Source organism: Pelagicoccus mobilis (assembly GCF_016595505.1).
Lineage (GTDB): Bacteria > Verrucomicrobiota > Verrucomicrobiia > Opitutales > Opitutaceae > Pelagicoccus > Pelagicoccus mobilis.
Window position 1 is genome coordinate 21,196 of the sequence record NZ_JAENIL010000025.1, and the last position, 19,877, is coordinate 41,072.

Here is a 19,877-nt window from a genome sequence, read left to right on the forward strand (position 1 = left end):
CTAAAACTTCTCACCTGCTTCCAAAACGATCGGCTCAGGCCTCTTTCCCGGCTCGATAACGATGCGTACCAAATTGTCCCGATGCCCCTTCTGCGTGCACCGCGCCTTGTAAACTCCAGGTTTCAGTGGGACCGTCTTTCGACGAAATTTCCCGAGATCACCGTATCCACGCAGTTCTACATTCGCCTTCTTGTTGGAAACGAACTCCACATCGATCTTCGCATCGAAACTAGCCTCCGTCTCACTCGCCCGTTTTTCCAACGCTACAAACTCTTCCGTGATCGCGTCCGGATACTTGCTCCGGGACTCTTCAAGCAACTCAACCACATACACTACCAGCGGGCGATCCATCTCCTGGCTCGCCTTGTCTAGGTGGAACGTCCCCTGCGCCACGACCTCAGCCATGCTGATAATCTGCTTCCGCTGCGCGATAGCTTTATCGCGGGACGTCACGGCAAAATGGTTTCCAGGCTGGATCGCGAGCAACTCATCCGACGCCCGTATCACGGTCCCCCAATCTTCCTCTTCCAAAGCCTGCTTGATCTCTCCCGAGATGACACTGACCGAAGCGCTTCTAATGTCGCTCTCCGCACGCTCGATGAGGGAACGAGCAGAGTTCTCTTCCAATCGATACGCCTGGGAAAGCTTCAAGGCTCTCTTGGCAGGCACTAAGGCACCGTCTGGATCTCCAGCCACGATCAGTTCGAGACTCTGCGCTAGAGACTCTTTAATGATTTGCTCACTCGCCAATCTCTCAAGATTCGGCAACTTTCCCTGAGCCTCTTCAGTCAACGGATCAAGGTCCAGAATCGTCTCGTACAGACTGATCGCCTGAGCAAAGTCGCCATTCCTCTCATCCGCTTCAGCTGCCTTCAACAAAGGTACGATCCGGTAGCGTGTCGTGATTCGCGAGTGCATCGACTTGGCAGGAGCAAAATCAGGCCGAAACCGGCGGGTCGCAACCAACTCCTCATCCATGGAATCCGAAGCCGTACGAAACGCTTCCCGAGCTTGACGCCACTGCAGATCGAAAAGCCGATCAAGGTCCGTACGCAAAAGAGCACTTCTCGCGGACAACTCGGAAAGCTCAGCACTGGCTTGCTCGAAATCCCCCGCCTTGATGCTAGTGGCATCAATCTCCGCGAGCACCTTTCTCAACGCTTGGTAACGTTCCTTGGTCTCCTCATGTCGACTTGCCCCATCCTTTTCCAGACCATCAAGAAACGCTTCCGCACCATCACGCTGAGCAAGCAGAGCGTCCGACGTCTTTACCTGATCCAAGAACTGCTCGACCAAACCGATCTGCTCCTCGTAGGCTCGTGCTAACTCTTCAAAACTCCCCTCTTCCTCCAATTTCTGGATACGATCATCTCCTTTCGAAATTCTATCGATCGTCTCCCGAAAGAACCGGTTTCTCAAAACGCTATCCGGAGCAGAAGTCAACGTATCCACATACTGAGGATAAATAACTTCGAACTGAGCCTTCGCCTCCACGAGTTCAGCAGGCAACTCGACCGGTTCGTTAGCCGGCACCTCTGAAACTGGCTCCGCTTCAGACGGGGGCGTTTCATTCGCTCCAAGTCCCACCGACACGACAGCAAGACTTAGCGCAGAAACGTGCAATCCAACGGTGCACCATCTCGAAAAACGTGTCAGCATATTCGAATACACGAGGGAAGACTCAATCCAGTCGCTTAGCTCAAAACCCGACGCCTTACGATTGGGTCATGCTCTCCTGATAGTCTTCGCTCAATATGCGCTGCAACATCGCGACTTTATCTTCGATCTGACCGGTCAAAGTGAAGGAACGCCCTCGGTATTCGATATCGATTGGAGCAAGGTCCTCCGAAAACTCTTTCTGTAAGGCGATCAGCTTTTCGGCATGTCCATTGGAATCAACCGAGAGTTCCTGGATCTTCGCCCTGCGCTCCGTGAACTTCTTGGCAAAGTTTGAATCCATTTGTCCCAGACGCTCATCGTCAAACTGGATACGCCCGTCCTCGACCGTAAATACGTCGGAAAGCGTTTTCAGAGTATGAATGATAACCGCCGCATCCTGCACCTTCTCGAAATCACTACCAAGCCCCAAGTCCTCAGCCACATTGTTCTTTTTCAAGGCTTCGTTTATGACAATCGGACCTAGCAACTTCAGAGCGATCGCCGCGTTGATCCTTCCCTTTAGGGCTTTTATCTCTCGCTGCGCCTCGTAGTACTCGTTCGCCGCGAGATAGCTCCGATAGCGCCAGACCGCGTAGCTTGCATACGACTTAGTGCGACCCGCGGCAACCACCTCCTCATCAAAGTCACGGTAGATTTCGATCGTCGCCAAGCGTGCTTCCAAGCTTTCCCGGAAATAAGGATCATCCTCCGAGGGAAGCGACTTCAGCTTGGTCCCCCTTTTATTAAGGTAGTTGTCGCGAACAAAAACCTCAGGAGCCATGTAGATGGCGAACTTCATGTTGGTGAAATTCTCGTAGCGGTCGTAGTCACCCTTCCTGTTCTTAGCTCTGAGAGCCCGCACAACCGCTTCCGCCGCTTCGCTTAGCGGCTCATGATAACCTTCCGTCAAGCGGTTCTTGCTGTCCACAAACGCTCCCTCGCTCATCTTCTCCCCGATTTTCTTCTGGTTCAGCAAGGTCTCGCCCGCGCTTGTGGTCGCGCGGACAACCAGTACGAAATCCTCCGCGTTAGCCGCCTCTACCGTGACCTCGACCCACAAGTCGACCGCTGCCGCGAACGAGCTCTTCGCATCCATTCCCACAGGAGCATTGATCACTGAGGCGAAAAGGTCGCCTCCCTTCTTGTACAGCATCTTGCTGAAGTAATTCTGCAAGGCCAGCGCCTCCGCATTTCGAATCTCCAAGCTCGCCCGCTCAAAGTCCGGCTGGGCGATCGCGGCGGCCACCTCGGCTTGCTTCTCAACTGCAGCCTCTTCCTCTGTCTTCTCCGCTTCAGGAATCTCGATCTCCTGCCCTTCTAGCCCAGGAATGAGCAAGGGTCCATCGTCCTCCTCTTCAACCTCCGCAACGGTTTCAACTTCCTGCTTCTCCTCAGCCTTCACCGTAGAGGCGCTGTGCTTGAACGGGGCAACCCCGACAGTCAGCTGATATGCGGCGCTCAGCTCTGTCGCAGCAAGGAACATTAAACAAATCGCGGCCAGCACACCGCCCGAAGCAAGTTTGGATTCTCTCAGTTTCATGGATCAGGATTGTTTGGGAAGACGAATGGAGAACTCAGGGGCAGGAAGCTCTCGGAAAGAGTTATGGAAACAGGTTCATTTCTGCTCTTCGCTGATTTCTTGAACCGTCTTTTTGAGCAGCTCGGACGAAGTTTTGCCCTCGATGGGGCCCGAAGTGTCTATCGAATCGAAGAGCGAGGAAGCCGAGCCTCTCACTGACTTATTCTCCTTTTTCTGCGGCCCCTCGATCACATCGGCATCTACAACTGTCTTGCGCACGACCGGCTGGGTTCTTTGAGCGGGTAAGGCCTCGATTCGTTTCGTAAGAATGCCGTGATCCTCCTTCAGGCTCAGATAGCTTTCCATATCCCGATTCAACCTTTCCGACAACGCCTTTTCCTTTTCCATGTGAACCACCATCTCATCCTCGTTCACAAGATCGTCGGCACGTTTCTTCCGCAGCGTATCAAGAATCTCAGTATTGGAATCGATCTTCCAACGCAGCCGCTCGATCTTCATAAACAACTCCCGTTCCGACTCCTGCAGGCTAAGCGCCGGCTTGGGAGATTGCACAACAGCCGGTACACTCGACACCCCCTCTTGCCCCTTCTTCATCGGAACTTTCACGATCGGCCTCACCTTGAGCTTCCCGCCAGTCGTCTCGCTCGCCGTCTCTTTGCCAGACGCATCTCCCTTTTGCGCGACACCGGGAGATGCCGCCTTTTCCCCATACAAAACACTCACCTGGAAAACCAAAGACAGCCCGAGCGGTACGAACCAACGAACCGACCAGGATCTGCTCTTCAAAAAGGAATCAAGCTTAGGAAACTTCATTTCTAGGATGCCAAAATAGGAGCGCAGCTGAACATGCTCTTACCCGCTAAAACAGGCGAATATCAGCGGCACCAAAACTTCAGCGTAGAGAAAAGTGATGCTAATAGAGAGAATTAGCCGAATAGGTGAACATACTCCCCTTAAGGGTAAAAGCTGCAATACAAAAATATGAAAGATTCGTAAAGGTTGGGCGAATCCAAGGCAGGGCAAGTACCGATCCGGACAGAGGCAGTTCTCCCTACCACTCATTCTCCTTGTACCTTCGGGCTAAAGTGTGGTTAACCCACTGCAACGAACCGCCATTCCCGTTATCTCGTGCTCAGCGACCTAAAGATCTTCCTACGCCTCATGGCCGACCACAAGAAGTCGGTCATCTTCTCGATCCTGCTCGGCTCCGTCGCTGGACTTGTCACCGGAGGGGGTCTCACCAACGGCGTGGAACGCCTCTTCACCATCATTCTGTCGGAGGACAATAGCCTAAGCACCTCGCAAGTATTCGGCGTCGCCGCCGCCTTCCCCATCATCTTCATCGTCCTCGGGGTCTGCGTCTTTTCCAGCGCCTACTTGCTCAATTACGCTGGCCTCGCCTCCATTCGCGACCTCAGAGCAAAAGTGTTCGCCCGCGTGCAATGCCTCCCGCTCGCCTACTTCCAAGCGTCCAAAACCGGCGACCTCATTTCCCGCATCACCGCTGACACGGCGGCTCTCCAGCAGACGCTTACCTTCATCGCCCGCAACGTCCTCACCCAGCCCGCCACCATCATCGGCGCCGTCTTCTACCTCTACTGGGTCGCCGCCAACAACGAAGGCGTCTACAAGATCTACCTCTGCCTCATCGCTCTCCCCATCGTCATCTTCCCCATCCGCAACTTCACACGGAAGATCGAACGAAAAGCCCGCAAGCAACAGGAGGACCTCGGCGAACTCACCAACAACCTCGCCCAGAATCTCAGCGCGACCCGCGAGATTCGCGCCTTCAATCTCCAAGAACGCGAAAACTCCCGCTTCGCCTCTCGCCTGGCCGAGCTCTTCATCTCTCAGATGAAGGTCGTGAAATACCAGTTCGGCCTCAGCCCCGTCGTGGAATTCTGCTCCTCCATCGGCCTCTCCATCGCCTTCATCATCGGCTACTACAACGGAGTGCCCGGCGGCGTCTTCACCTCCATCTTCCTCGCGCTCTACCTGACCTACAGCGCCGTCAAAAAACTGGGCACCTTCGCTTCCGAGCTGTCTAAAGGCGTAGCCTCCTACCAACGGATCGAAGAGATACTCGCCTCCCCCGTAGACATCGACGATCCAGACCAACCGATCGAGTTCGACAACATCCAAGGCGAGATCGAGTTCCGCAACGTTTCCTTCTCCTACGGCGACACCATAGCCCTAAAATCCGCCGACGCCCGTATCCAAAAAGGCGATATCTGCGCTCTCGTCGGACCATCCGGAGCAGGCAAGTCCACTTTCGCCAACCTCGTCCCGCGCTTCTACGACGTCTCCCACGGCGGCATTTACATCGACGGGCACGACATCCGCCACTTCCGCGTCGACGAACTGCGAAACCAGATCGCGGTCGTTTCGCAAGAACCCGTCCTTTTCGACGACACCATCCTCGAAAACATCCGCCTCGGACGCCAAGACGCCACCGACGAAGAAGTCCGCGAAGCCGCACGTCAAGCCTTCGCCCACGACTTCATAACAGACACTTCCAACTGCCCCAATGGCTACGACACGCTTGTCGGGGAACGCGGAGCGAGACTGTCCGGAGGCCAGAAGCAACGCATCGCCATCGCCCGCGCGATTCTCCGAGACGCCCCGATTCTCATCCTCGACGAAGCCACTTCCGCCCTCGATTCCGAGTCTGAGTCAAAAGTCCAAGCAGCCCTCGACAAACTCGTATCCGGAAAAACAGTACTCGTAATCGCCCACCGGTTCAGCACGATCAAAAACGCGAACAAGATCCTCGTGTTCAACGATGGCGAAATCGCCGACAGTGGCAGCCACCAAGAGCTTTTCGAACGCTGTCCGCTCTACCAGACACTCTACAACCAGCAGCTAAGCAGCTAAGCCCAAGCTGTTCGACACGCCCCAATCGCGAAACAAAAAACAGCAATGAAAGAACTCACGCTCGCCCTGCTTCTAGTTCTCGTTGCACCGATTTCGGAACTGTCCTCGAAGATCGCCCTAGAGCACTACGACAAGATCAAAGATGGCGATATCAACGAGCCGTCAGGCCTAGTAAAAAGCCGCCAGTTCAAAAAAGTCTACTGGACTCATAACGACTCCGGCGACAAAGCCCGCATCTTCGCCATCACTCGCAAAGGCAAATCCGTCGAAGCCACCGAAGCCAAAAAAAACGACGATCCCTACAAGGGAATAAAAATCGCCAACGCGTCCAACGAGGATTGGGAGGACATCGCTCTAGACGATCAAGGAAACCTCCTTATCGGCGATTTCGGCAACAACGACAATCGCCGACGAAACCTCACGATCTATGTCGTTCCAGAGCCTGACCCGCGCAAGACCACCAAAGCGCAAATCAGCCAAAAAATCGAATTCCACTACCCCGATCAAAAACGTTTCCCTGATCCCGAGGACTGGAACTTCGATTGCGAGTCACTCTTCTTCGCGGAAGGAAAAATCTACCTTGTATCCAAAAACCGGAGCACTCCATTCGCAAAACTCTACCGGCTCGACCAACAAGACTCCGGAGTCAGTAACCCGCTCACACTGGTCAGCACCTTTGATCTTAAAGGACAAGCCACCGCAGCTGACGCGAGCCCCGACGGGTCCACCCTCGCAATCCTCACTTACACCGGAGTCTGGCTCTTCGAAAGACCGGAAGGGAGCGACGACTACTTCGCTGGCAAAACCTCCTTCCGCCCCTTTTACGCAAAGCAATGCGAAGCCGTCTGCTGGCAAGATCCAGAAACGCTCATCATCGCCAACGAGCAACGGCAGCTCTTCGAGTTGAAAATAGAAGACATCCCTCGATTCGAACCCTAGCCTTGCCATAAACAAGCGAGCATTCTAAGTTGCGGACGCCTTTTTCCAACCAAAGCTCCGTATGAAACTACCTCTCGCCTCGCTTGCCTGCGGCGTCTTAGTAGCCGCCCCTCTCCTATCCCAAAACGTATCAGTCGAGCTCATACTCGCTCCAGGCCTTACCACCCACGGCGGAGAAATCGAGTACGACCTCTACTCCTACCCCATCTGGAACTCCAACGGCGATACCTACTTCAAAAGCCGATTCCTCGACTACACCGGCGATCTGGGTACCGGCGGTTATGTTTTCCACAAACTCGACGCTCCAAATACAGCAAACCCAATCCTTAGGGACGACACAGGCGACTTCGATAGTTTCAACTTCAGCCGATTTGGCATCAGCGACGCGAACGAACTCTTCTTCGATTCCGCCACCGACGACGATGCAAGCCATTCCCTTTTCAAGCTCGTCAATGGAGGTACGACAAAGATCGAGCAACGGGCAACCCTGATAGGCGTCGCCCCCAACGGTTCAGCTATCGCCCGAAACTACGCCGATGTTGCGACTCTCGATATCGGCCGCGTCGCCCCCGGCAGCACTACTCTCGATTCAATAGTAAAGAGCGGAGAGACAGTGGCCGGCCTCGACGGCGCGACAATAAAGACCCTCGGAACCATCCACTACAATCCCAAGGGCCAGATCGCCTTCACCGCCATCCTGCAGGGCGATGGCATAGACATTTCAAACGACCACGCCCTCATTCGCGAGAATACAGATGGCAGCTTGGAGCTGATCGCTCGCGAGTCCAATTCCCACCCAGAAAACTCAAGCCTCGAACCAGACGGAGCCTACCTAAGTCTACAAGAGAATGAAGCTGCCTTCGGATTTAACGGGCAAGGCCACATCGCATTTAAAGCAGATGTCAGCGACAATTCGAGCGAGCTCACCAATCGTACCACAACACTCTGGTTCGCGGCCCCTGGCGAGGACGCTCAACTGATCGCCAGACTCGGTGTCCCAACTCCAACGAGCAATGCCGGGACAGTAGAATTCGTAGGCTTCCGTTCCGACAATGGAGAGATCGGTCGTCAACCTATCCTGGACGCGACCGGCAACGTTTACTTCATGGCGAGAGTCGACACCGGCGAGTTTCCCGAGCCACTCTCCCTCTTCAAGTGGGATGGAAGCAGCATCAGCAAAGTTATCGAATTCAACAAATCGCTCCCTCTTCCCGAAATTGAAGCCCCAAGTGTCTCACCTCAAAGTCTAGCCATCTCCCCCAACGGACGGATCGCCATCTATGGCGTGGTAAAAAGCGGATCATCCAGTCTAGCCGGAGTTCTGTGGGCTCAAGACGACAAAGGAGTCTTCGCCACAGTGGCCGCCCGCAACGTCAGTCAAACACCCTTCGAACGCGAGAACCTAGTCACAACCGGCGGCGATCTTGGAAAGATCACCCGCCTGTACACACCCCCTCAAGAAGTCGCTCTCTCCGGCTCGGAAGACGGGTTGTCTACCCTTTGGTGGACTCCCGACGAGCGACTCCTCTTCGCCACGCGAACCGCAAATTCAGGAATAGATTCGTACTATTGCCTCGCCACAATTGGTGAACCCAAGATCCCAGCATCCGGAAACAAGTACACATGGGATGGGGGGATCGAGACAACCGCTTGGAACGACATCGAATCCGGCCGTACGAACTGGGTGGATACAGTCGGGGCTCGCTGGAGCCTCCCTCCCAATCGAAACGATGCAGAAGTAGTCATTCCCAATCAGACCGACTCCGTGCTACTCACCGGAGAAAACGTGGAAGTAGGCTCGTTCACTTCCAAAGGGACATTGGAATTAAACACCAATCTCACCGTAAATGGAGATGCTGACGTCTTCGACATAAGCCTCGAGGAGTCAGGCAACTTCATTGCAAAAGGCAGCCTCACACAAGGAGGACTCATAAGTTCGCTAAACGACGGAATCCGATTCACCCCGATGGCGGAAAGCGAAACCGCAACCACATCAGGTACGATTCTCGCCGAGAAAGTCGGAATCAACGCCACATCGGAGTACACCCTATCAATCGACAATTCAGCGGATATCCACACGGACGGAACCGCCGGAATATTCGCGGAATCAACGAACGGGGACATCCTGCTAGACAACACAGGCGAAATCGATTCGGCAAACGGCCCCGCCTTTCATCTCATCGCCCCACAGGGCACGATCGACCTGACCTCCTCCACTCCAGAGTCGGACATCAGAGGGCTCACCGAATCAGGTATTCACCTTCACTCTCTCAAAGCGATCACCGCGACGGTGGAAGGGGGAATCACCGCAATCGCAGAGGATGTCCAGGGCGAGCATGCTGGGCTCTACGCTCATTCAACCGCAGGTCCTGTTTCCGTCGAAGTGAACGGAGAAATATCAGCTACCAATACACAAGGGATACGAGCGAAAGCAAAGGGACTCGCAAGCGTTACCCATGAGGGAAGAATCACCTCCTATTTCTCAGGCATCTTCGCCTCTTCGACTGATTCAGATGTATTCGTAGAGTCACGACAGGCGATTATATCTGGCGATCTGGGAGGAATCACCGGAATCGCCGAGAACGGCAGCGCTACAATACACGCCGGCGAGATTAGCGTTAACGGAGGCCACGCAGTCAGCGCGCAGGCCGAGAATACAGTCGGCGTCTACGCCTACTCTCCAATCAATGCTATCGACGTGCAATCGGCAATCGAAGCGATCAGTTCGAGCGGCAACGTCCTCGTTGATTCAGCAGCGGAGATCTCCACCTTCGGTTCGAGCAATCCAGGAACAGGGATATCGGTCCGAGCTGCAGGCGACATCACCGTCAAACAACGAGCGAAGGTTACCACAAGCTTCCCAGCCGTCATCGCCGATTCGAGCGACGGCCACGTTCACATCGACTCTTCCCAAGCCTGGATCGATGCAGACTACGGAGGACTCATCGCTAAGGCGAGCAACGGCGAAGTTGAGATAAAAAGCGGAGAGTTGAACATAGGTCGAGGCGACGCCATCGAAGCGCTGGCGAAAGGCGACGTATCGATCACGCACAACGGCCCCGTTAAAGTCATCGGCGACGGAAACTCCCAGCGTACAGCCTTCGGCATCGACGCCGAGTCCACCGAAGGAATGGTAGAGATCAATTCCAACGGAAACATCGATACGACACACAACGGGCTCTCTACCGCCATATCAGCCCTCGCCAAACAAGACATCTTGATAAACAGCAGCGGCGATCTGAGCACCTACGATTTCGGGACATTTTTCGCCAAGAGCGAGACAGGGTCGATCCAGCTAACGCACCGCGGCAGCATCCTCTCGACCAACAACGGGCGAGGCCTCATCGCAGACGCGCCACAGGGATTCATCGTGATCAACCTGCTCGACTCCGACTCCCTACTCGCTTCCATCGGTTCCAAAAATGAAGCTTTAAAAGCCACAGCCGACCAATCCATTTCCGTTATATCCAGATCTTCCATACAGTCAAAAGGCGACCAGTCGCCCGCCGTCTCGCTTACATCCGCGACATCGGGAGTGAGCTTCACCGGACACAACGACATTTTCCCAGGTCCAGACTCAGAAGCGATCCGGCTCAGCAGCCCAACCACCTCCACCATCAATTTGACCGGAGGCGACATTCTCTCCCCAGGCGGCGAAGTTAGCGTAATCCAGTTTCTCGACGGTACTCAAAACAGACTCACAAACCACGCAAGCATTGAAGCCTTAGAGGGCATTGCCATCAAATCGGAAGATGCAGATGTCACAATCGACAATCACCGTTCGATTATTGGCGACATCGCTCTTGGCACCGGGACCAACATCCTCACCAATCACCCGAACGCTATCTTAAGCCCAGAGAAAGACCTACACATTGGCCCTGACGGCAGCATCGTAAACCAAGGAGTACTAGATCTAACACGCGGAGGAGATTTCACTCTAATCGGAAGTATTCAATTTTCAAACACATCTAAATTCCTAATCAAGCAAACATCCCCAACCCTCACAAATTGGCTCAACGCCTCAAAGGAATCAACGCTCGCGGGCACGGTCGTCCTGCAACTCGATCCAGACCTTACGACCGCTCCCGACCAAAGCTTCCAGATCATGACCGCGCTAGGGCTCACAGGCACCTTTGATCAAGTCCATCTCGCGCCCCTCGGCCTAGACAACCAAGAGGCGATTCAATTCGCGACCCAATTCCCGTCACGCCAAACCGCGCTTACCACAAGCTACACCGACAACGATGTGAACGTCGTGCTCAGCCCCCTCGCGATCGATGACTACGAGAGCTGGAAAAACCACTTTATCCCCGGAGAGACAACCTCCGACTCCCCAACAGCAGCGCCCCAAAATGATTCCGATCTCCTCGCCGACCCCGACCAAGACGGGCTTAGCAACCTAGAGGAATACGCCTTCGGCACACACCCGCTACTGGCCTCACGACAGCCAATCGAATACGCCACACTCGCAAGCAACGATTCCGTATCCGATAAACTGCTACTAACCTTCCCATGGGTAGCGGAGAATGGAGATCTCAATTGGTCTCTCGAAGAAAGTGAAGATCTAGAGGCTTGGGAAACAGTGAGCGTTGAGGTCGCCTCTACCAAGAAAATCGGAGAGATCACCTTCCTCACGATTGAACCAACAATAAAGGCGGAGAAATCCTTTCTCCGCCTGAAAATCAATTATGTGAGCGACTCGAATTAGTCGCCTAAAATAGCTGGCGTTTCGCCCGCTCCCTCAAGCCACGACGCATCCGCTGCAGTTTCGCCGAGCGCTTGCGTCGCCTCTCTGGCCGGATCGACTTTAGCTCATCCGGGTAATCGTTAAGCAATTGTTCAATCCAGTCTTCGAGAGGATATCGAAGCTTGAGCTGCCCATCGCTGTGATGGGTCTCGGTTTTACGATTCGTATCCATTTTCCCTCCTATTATCTTAGTATACGTATGAGAGACCGATTCGCATGAGTCTCGTTCCCTGCCGTCGGGTTTTGACAGGGAATTAACCAATGCAAAACCAGTTCATTTCCCCATACTTCTCCTCTCCGTAGCCCCCGCAAACGGTTGCAATACCACCTCCGAAGCGTCGCCCGCCAAATACTCCTCCGGGAAAATAAACGCTCCCGAAGCCCTCTTCGCATCAATCGACGCAATAATCTGGTGCTGCACCTCAAGGCGAAGAGCATCCTCCTTCTCCAACATTCCAGAATACCTTTGTTTCGGGAACTGCTTCTCCCAAAACTTCGGATAATTCGCGAGATCATAGCCTTGGGCCGCCAGCAGATAAAGCGCAATCAAATCGGCTTCCACATCAAACAACCTCTGCTTGCTCTTCGCAGAAGCATTGCCCAACACCCCGATCGAAGGGATCCCGGTAGCGATTATCGCCAAATCCATAGTGCTCCCAATCCAAAGATTCTTACGCCTCTTCTCAGGATGCCGCATAATGCTCTGAGCCAACGCAAAGGAGCAGGCATAGGCAAAGTCCGACGGATCCGCCAGATCTTCCACCATGGCCAAACTCAGCCAAATCACCTCTCCATCCGGCCTGATATCCACATGAGATTCCGGGGACACGATCACTGAATAGTAGGCCGCCTTCTCCGGAGTCACCGATACAGAAAAGGTCTCCTCCCCTCTACGCACTTTGATCTCGTTGACCTCGCCCGGCACCAGATCCCGCTTCATCCGCACAGACGCATAACGGGCTGCACGCCCCCAACGCGGCACTCGCTTTCCATTTACGGACAAGATCTGGTCTCCTTCCCTCAAGTCCGCCCGCTCCGCCGGCGAATCTGGAAACACTTGAGAAACGGACACGTAAGGACCAATTGAATACCTTCTCAAAGCGTTTCTCAATCGGAACGGATAAAACTCCTCCGACACAAACACCGCCCCCAAATACCCGTAGGTCTCCGAGCTTTGATAGTTCGCCGCCTCCTCCATCAGAGGATGCAACACATCCCAAACACGCGCTTCCGCGTCCTGAATTCGCAGCAATTCCCTCGTTTTAGCCGTGAGCAAACTCTGCCGTTTCATCTCGGCTTCCTGCTCCAAAAGCTCGGTTCTGCTCGTTTCGCAGCCCGCAAGCAAGAGAAGCGCTCCAGCAAAGAATCCGCTCCGCACAAGTGTCCGATGAAAATCCACGCCCATAACCTCCAAAACCTCTCGTTTCCTGCAGGAACAACAATATCCAGCCAACTCCCAGTATCAAGGGCTTATAGACCGAAAAAGTGGCACTTATTTGCCCCTTAGCCTCCAGTTAACGCACAGCCACGTCCGACGACATCCCTTGAACCACTCCATTCGCGACCAAAGAGCGCTCCAGCTCCCGCTGAATCAGCGTCTTCTTCAGCCCCCAATTCGGGGCAATCAAGTCCTCTTGGTCGGCCAGTCCAAACAGACGCTGCACCACGATATCCGGCGACAGTCGAGCCAGGAACCTCTCTAGAAACGAGGCATAGGCCTCCAGCGAAAACAGCTCGAACGGCTCATCACGATACCGCTTCGCCAGAATGGATCCCCGCACCACATGCAAGTGATGCAACTTCACGAAGCGGACCGGCAGGCGATTCAGCTCATCCGCAACTCTCAACCAATCCCCTTCATCCTCCCCCGGCAGCCCGAAAATCGTATGGGCGCAAACCTCGAAACCAAACTCAGCCGTCCGTCTAACCGCGTCCACAAACTCCGCATGCGTCGCCCCACGATTGATCGCCTCCAGAACATCGTCCCGCATCGACTCCAATCCGTATTCGATCGAAACATACAAATCGCCAAAACGCCGTTTGAGCATTTCCAGCTTCTCCCGATCAATACAGTCCGGACGCGTCCCGATCGTCAGTCCCAACACCGCACCCGGAGCCGCCTCGATCGCTTCCGAGTAAATACCTTCCAGCTGCTCGACCGGAGCATAAGTGTTCGTGTTCGGCTGGAAGTAGACGATGAACTTCTCCGCCCCATAGTTTTGCCGAGCCCGCTCGATCCCCGCCAAAACTTGCTCACGCACACTGAGCGAGGTCTTGCGATTCTCACGCGGCGTAAACGAGTCCACATTGCAATACGCGCAGCCGCCCCACCCCTTGGTCCCATCCCGATTCGGACACGTGAATCCCGCATCGACAACCACCTTAAACACCTTCGCCCCCAGACGCCGTTTCAGGTACGGACCATAGGCGTTATAACGTTTCGGGTAAAAACGCTCCAACAACTCCTCATTCCATGGCGAACTCATAATCAACCGGCAATTAATTACACACTTGTATTTATTCTAGCCAAAAAACGCAGCAGCCGCGCTTATTCAAGAAAAGCAGCATCGAAAAAACACGTTGCTCCCCTTTCCAAATTAGACATGACTCGCCCCTTCCCCTCTTGTTATGCCCAATCTAATACCCGCCAACCTCCGAGCCTTGGCAAAACGCCCGGCGTTCACACTTGCAGCAACCAGCATCGTAGCGATCGGCATCGCCCTCACCATAACGGTCTCTTCGGTAGTCGACGCCCTCATCTACCGCCCCATCCCGGTTCCACAAGTCGAACAGCTGCACCGAGTAAACGGAAACGCCTTCAACGGCGTCCTTCCCGCCCCTGAAGCGAGAGACATCATTGAACGCACCGACCCGATCGCCTTCAGCTACGATCACCGCTTCTCGGTCGAATTCACCCTCGAAAAGAACGCCGGACTGCTCCTCCTCTGCGAACTCCAAGGGCTCGCGTTCGAGACCCTACAATGGACCGCCCAAGAAGGACGCCTCCTCCAAGCCGACGACTACCTGCCAGGTTCCGACCCCGTCACCGTCATCTCCCATTCGTTTTGGCAAAACGAACTAGCCGCCTCCCCAAACGTCCTCGGGCAAGCCCTCATCCTAAACGGCAAGCCATTCAAGATCGTCGGCATCCTGCCTCCCGAACTGAATCGAATAAACCGGACCATCAAGCCCCACGCCTACACGGCCCTTATCCACACCTTCGACAATTGGATCTACGACAACCGAGGCCTCTACGGCCAAACGCTCGTCGCTCGGCTCGATTCGCCTCAGGAACTCACCGCCTACCAGACTCAACTCAACCAAGCCATCGAGTACCTCAAAGAGGCGAATCCCGACAGCAACCAGCAGAGGACGCTCACAGCCCTCCCTGAAACTCACGCCGCCCGCGAAGAAGCGGCTGAAGCAGAGACTCAAAGCTACATCATCGTCGGACTCGTTTCCGCCCTCCTCCTCATCACCTGCTTCAACGTCGGCAACATGCTCCTCTCAAACGCGTACCGACGCGAGCGAGAGTTCGCCATCCGCCGATCCGTAGGTGCCGCGCCACTACAAATCGTCCGCCAGCTATTCGCCGAGAGCGCCACGATCTGCGTCATCGGTGGCCTTTCGGGTACAATCCTCAGCATATGGCTCGTCCAATTCGCGGACAACCTCCCCTTCACCAAATACGTCGACGTCCATATAAACGGCCCCACTCTGGCCGTCGCCCTCGCCGCGACGCTGTGCACCGCCTTGCTTAGCGGGCTATTCCCCTCATGGCACTTCGCCCGGGGAGACTCCGCCGAAACGCTAAAGCAAGGAGGAAGAACATCACGGGTCACTCCCTCGGCGAAGCTCCTAGTAGTGGCCCAAGTCGCACTTTCCACCACCCTGCTCTGCGTCGCCTTCCTCTATACCTTGTCGCTCAAAAAATCCCTCGAGTTCGATCCGGGATTCGATACGGAGCGCCTGTCCTACTTCGAAGTGTCCTTCCAAAGCATCGGAGACGATCGGCGCCAACAAGCCGCCCAAACTCTGCGAGCCCGCCTTGCCAACCTCCCCGGCGTGGAAAGCGTCGGCTTCTCTACAACCCGACCATTCAGAGGATACGGTACCAGCCATATCAATACAGACAGATTCAAAGCCAACGAAGAGGCAGACAACTGCGCAAGCGGCTACTGCTACGTCTCACCAGAATTCTACGACACGATCGGCGTCCCCATCCTCTCCGGCCGAGACGTACTAGAAAGCGAATCAGTCTGGCCCTTCGAAGTCGCCATGGTAAACGAAGCCTTCGAGAAACGATTCTTCCCCGACAGCTCCGCCATCGACCAAACCTTTAAGCCATGGGGAGGAGAAGAGCAGCCGCCTGTCCGCATCGTTGGCGTTTTCAGAGACTACGCTCATCGCCCTTGGAGCACCCCCGGACCTTTCTTCGCCCTCACTCAAGCATCCAAGCGAGTCAACTTCCACGTCCGCTCAGAAGGCCATCCACGGTCCATCCTCAAAACGCTAGAGTCAGTCCTCCGCGACCCCGCAAACGAATTCGTCGCCCAAGAAATCCGCTACTTCAGCGACGCCCAAAAGGAAAGCCTCAGCAACGAACGTTCCGCCCTCATCGTCCTCGGAATCCTCGCCATGACCGCCTTGCTGCTCTCATCTGTCGGCATCTGGTACACCACTCGCCAGCTCGTTCGCCAAAGCCAAAGAGAGTTTTCCATCCGCATGGCCCTGGGAGCGGCTCCGACCAGCCTGCTCGCTCTCTCGCTTCGCCGCAGTCTTACCCTATCAGGCATAGGACTCGCCCTCGGCACACTGATCTCTTTTGTCGCAATCTACTGGATACAATCCTCACTCAACGGCGTAAGCCACTTCAACCTCTTGCCCTACCTGGCAACCCTTGCCGCCTTAGGCTCGGTCTCCTTCCTCTCCAGCTACCTCCCCGCCCGCTCCGCCCTTAAGGCGAGCCCCCGCGAAGCCCTCGTCGAAGTGTAAAACCACTTCCCTAGATTAACTAGGAGAATAAACTTGCCATGCTTCTCCTAGAAAAACTAGGAGTAGAACATGGCAAAGTCTAAAGCGGATCTACTGCAGGGAACTCTGGACCTGCTCATCCTGAAAGCGTTGCGGCGCGGAGGCCCGATGCACGGCTACGGCGTATCGGTTTTGATCAAGCAATGGTCTAAGGACGTGCTGGTCGTCGAGCAGGGCTCCCTCTACCCAGCCCTCTACCGTCTCGAGGAGAAGGGCTTCATCGACTTCGAGTGGGGCGTCTCCGAGAACAACCGCCGGGGCAAGTTCTACAATCTCACCGAAGCAGGACGCGAACGGCTCAACGAAGAACTCACCCAGTGGCAGCGTCTCTCCGCCGCCGTGAACATGGTCCTCGAGCTCTCCTAGCCGTTTCATCGCAGTGGGCCTATTTCGCACACTCAGCTACCGCATCCGGGCCCTCGCCCGCAAAGCCCACCTCGACCGCGAGGCGGATGAAGAGATGCGTTTTCACATCGAGATGCTCGCCGCTGACTACGAAAAAGCCGGGCTTCCCAAACACGAAGCGCTCCGCCAGGCCAAGATCGATTTCGGCGGCCTCGAGCGCATGAAAGAAAACCTACGCGACGCCCGTGGCGTCCTTTGGATCGAAACGATCATGAGAGACATTAGCCTGACCCTACGCCAACTCCGCAAATCTCCTGGTTTCACCTTCGTCGCCATCGCCACCCTAGCCCTCGGAATCGGAGCGTGCACCGCGATGTTCAGCGTAGTGAATTCCGTGATACTCAAACCGCTCCCCGTCGAAAAACCGAATGAGCTTGTTTGGTTCACCAGCAATCTCGGCGAAGGCCTTTCCGCTCAAACCCACCGCATCGACAATTTCGAAGAATTTCGGGACCAGAACGAGTCGTTCTCCTCCATGGGCGCCTATTTCGCTTTCTTCGATTTCTGGAGCATCCTCGTCGATAATGGATCGGGAGATGGCAGCGACCGAATTCGCGGTGCGGGCATCACATTAGGTTTTTTGGATACACTTGGCGTTAAGCCAATGATCGGTCGAGACTTCACCGAGGCGGAGTACCAAGCAGCCATCAACGAAAGCGTACCATCCGCCATCCTTTCACATTCCTACTGGCAACGACGCTTCAACGGGGACCCAAACATTATCGGAACCAGCGTCCACATGAACAGCGCCCCAACCGAAATAATCGGAGTCATGCCACCCAGTTTCGAGTTCGACTCCATTTTCACCCCGGGCACAGAGGTGGAAGCCCTCGTCGCCTTCCCGCTTATCGAACAGACCAACAATTGGGGCAACGTTCTCTCCATAGTCGGCCGACTCAATCCCGGCGTCTCAATCGAACAAGCCCAAGCCGAGCTCGAAGTCATATCCGAGCGGATACGCACGGAAAATCCCAATACACCTCGCTTCTACCATGGCGTAAACACCGCTATGCTCGACGACTGGATTCGTGGCCCCTACCGCACGGCCTTCTACGTTCTTGCAGGAGCAGTAGTATGCGTCCTTGCCATTGCGTGCGCGAATTTGGCGAACCTCCTAATCGCCCGATCAAACAGCCGCCGCAAGGAGTTCGCCCTTCGCTCAGCCCTCGGCGCGAAACGTGGCAGACTCATTCGCCAAACCTTAACCGAAAGTTTCCTCCTCGCCGCAGGTGGCTGCCTTCTAGGAGCGATTCTCGCAATCTGGGCCACGAAAGCCATATCAGGACTTCAAGCATTCAGCATCCCATTGCTCCAGACAGCTTCGGTCGATACACAATCAATCGTATTCGTAATCCTGATATCCTGTGCCGCTGGTTTCTCATGCGGCATATTGCCCGCTCTCCAGCTATCGCAAAAACAACCCGCCACTGCCCTGAGGGAAGACGGACAACGCGGCTCTTCAAGCGCTCGCTCAAATTGGCTCCGCCGAGCACTCGTGGGAGCGGAAGTTGCGCTCGCTTGCTGCTTGCTCATCGGAGCAGGCCTCCTAATCCGCAGTTTCGAAAGCCTGATCTCCGTGGATGTGGGCTTTGACCAAGATAACGCCATCGCTTGGCGGATCGATAGTGAACGCCAATTTGCGAACAATATCGAGAGGAGCGCCTACTACGTCGGCATCGCCGAACGAATCGCCGCATTGCCGACCGTAGAACACACGGGACTCACCGACGCGCTTCCACTGGGCAGAAATCGCTCATGGGGGGTACAAGCGAAAGGAGAAGAAGGTAAACGAGGCCCCGGTGGAGTCGCTTTCCCGCGAATCGTCAGCTACGGATGCGCCGACGCGATGGGGATAAAAGTCCAAGATGGTCGCTTCTTCAACGCCTTCGACACGGCAGATACCCAACAGTCGATCGTCATCAATGAAGAGATGGCCCGACGCTACTGGCCCGAACAAAACCCCATCGGGCAAATCGCGATTGTGAATGGCAGAGAATACCTCGTCATAGGAATCGTCGACAATGTGAAACACAGCTCTCTCGACGCAGACGACTCCCCCGAGATGTATCTATTGATGAGTCAGCAGCCTGACTACGCCTCCATAGAGTTGGTCGTGCGCTCCAGCGCGCCCAAAGAGCTCCTCATCGCTCAAGTCGAGCAAGCCCTCGAAGCTCACGACTCTTCCATCCCCACTGGAGAATATACATCGCTCGACACAATCGTCGGCAAGTCCGTCGCCCCCCAGCGCTTGATCATGAGAGTGCTCAGCGGTTTCTCCGCCGCCGCAATCGCCCTCGCCGCCATCGGCCTCTACGGCGTCATCTCCTACACCGTTGGGCAGCGCTCGAAGGAAATCGGCATTCGCATGGCCATCGGCGCAAAGCAACGTGTCGTCCTGCGCTTGATCATGAAAGAAAGCCTGCAGACGGTTGGAGCCGGAGTCGTCGCTGGCATAGCGGCCGCCTTCGCCTTTTCACGCTACCTCGAGTCACTGCTTTTCGAAGTCAACGCGACCGATCCGTGGATCTTCGCCAGCAACGCCACACTTGTCCTCGGCGTCTCATTGATCGCCAGCATCCACCCCGCCCTCAGAGCCACGAAAATCGATCCCGTAAAAGCGCTCCGAGAAGAGTGATTACTTCACTGGCAACACACTATTCACGAGCCTAATCAGCAAGA

General features: G+C 55.2%; 12 protein-coding genes. 6 read left to right on the forward strand and 6 right to left on the reverse strand.

The features are described from left to right. From JIN87_RS14105 to JIN87_RS14115, 3 genes are all read right to left on the reverse strand, one after another. On the reverse strand, nt 1-1,659 hold the full coding sequence (locus tag JIN87_RS14105) for a tetratricopeptide repeat protein (RefSeq protein ID WP_200356221.1): 1,659 nt from the start codon (nt 1,657-1,659) through the stop codon (nt 1-3). 55 nt (nt 1,660-1,714) lie between these two features. Beyond that, nucleotides 1,715-3,199 (reverse strand): hypothetical protein, encoded by a 1,485-nt coding sequence (locus tag JIN87_RS14110; protein ID WP_200356222.1) that lies wholly within the window; start codon nt 3,197-3,199, stop codon nt 1,715-1,717. A gap of 75 nt (nt 3,200-3,274) precedes the next feature. Further along, entirely contained in the window at nt 3,275-4,012 is a 738-nt protein-coding gene (locus JIN87_RS14115) for a hypothetical protein (RefSeq protein ID WP_200356223.1), read from the reverse strand. Nucleotides 4,013-4,327: 315 nt separating this feature from the next. Between JIN87_RS14115 and JIN87_RS14120 the strand changes: the two genes are divergently transcribed. From JIN87_RS14120 to JIN87_RS14130, 3 genes are all read left to right on the forward strand, one after another. Continuing rightward, the gene (locus tag JIN87_RS14120) at nt 4,328-6,073 is read left to right on the forward strand and encodes an ABC transporter ATP-binding protein (RefSeq protein ID WP_200356224.1); all 1,746 of its coding nucleotides are present in this window, start codon (nt 4,328-4,330) and stop codon (nt 6,071-6,073) included. Between the two features lie 45 nt (nt 6,074-6,118). Then, complete coding sequence (locus tag JIN87_RS14125) at nt 6,119-7,012, forward strand: hypothetical protein (RefSeq protein WP_200356225.1); 894 nt, start codon at nt 6,119-6,121, stop codon at nt 7,010-7,012. Between the two features lie 61 nt (nt 7,013-7,073). After that, nucleotides 7,074-11,720: a DUF7453 family protein gene (locus tag JIN87_RS14130; protein ID WP_200356226.1), complete on the forward strand. Its 4,647-nt coding sequence runs from the start codon at nt 7,074-7,076 to the stop codon at nt 11,718-11,720. Nucleotides 11,721-11,724: 4 nt separating this feature from the next. Here the strand turns inward: JIN87_RS14130 and JIN87_RS14135 are convergent, their stop codons facing one another. From JIN87_RS14135 to mnmL, 3 genes are all read right to left on the reverse strand, one after another. Beyond that, the gene (locus JIN87_RS14135; protein ID WP_200356227.1) at nt 11,725-11,931 is read right to left on the reverse strand and encodes a hypothetical protein; all 207 of its coding nucleotides are present in this window, start codon (nt 11,929-11,931) and stop codon (nt 11,725-11,727) included. Nucleotides 11,932-12,033: 102 nt separating this feature from the next. Beyond that, a complete protein-coding gene (locus tag JIN87_RS14140; RefSeq protein ID WP_200356228.1) occupies nt 12,034-13,050 on the reverse strand; it encodes a M48 family metallopeptidase in 1,017 nt (338 codons plus the stop codon). Nucleotides 13,051-13,273: 223 nt separating this feature from the next. Continuing rightward, nucleotides 13,274-14,245: a tRNA modification radical SAM protein MnmL/YtqA gene (gene mnmL / locus JIN87_RS14145; protein ID WP_200356229.1), complete on the reverse strand. Its 972-nt coding sequence runs from the start codon at nt 14,243-14,245 to the stop codon at nt 13,274-13,276. Nucleotides 14,246-14,387: 142 nt separating this feature from the next. Between mnmL and JIN87_RS14150 the strand changes: the two genes are divergently transcribed. The 3 genes from JIN87_RS14150 to JIN87_RS14160 all read left to right on the forward strand — a co-directional run bounded on the left by JIN87_RS14150 (nt 14,388) and on the right by JIN87_RS14160 (nt 19,833). Next, nucleotides 14,388-16,754: an FtsX-like permease family protein gene (locus JIN87_RS14150; protein WP_200356230.1), complete on the forward strand. Its 2,367-nt coding sequence runs from the start codon at nt 14,388-14,390 to the stop codon at nt 16,752-16,754. Between the two features lie 69 nt (nt 16,755-16,823). Beyond that, nucleotides 16,824-17,159, forward strand: coding sequence for a PadR family transcriptional regulator (locus JIN87_RS14155; protein ID WP_200356231.1), 336 nt, complete (start codon nt 16,824-16,826; stop codon nt 17,157-17,159). Nucleotides 17,160-17,172: 13 nt separating this feature from the next. Beyond that, nucleotides 17,173-19,833, forward strand: a complete 2,661-nt coding sequence (locus tag JIN87_RS14160) for an ABC transporter permease (protein ID WP_200356232.1) — start codon at nt 17,173-17,175, stop codon at nt 19,831-19,833. The last annotated feature ends 44 nt before the right edge of the window (nt 19,834-19,877 follow it).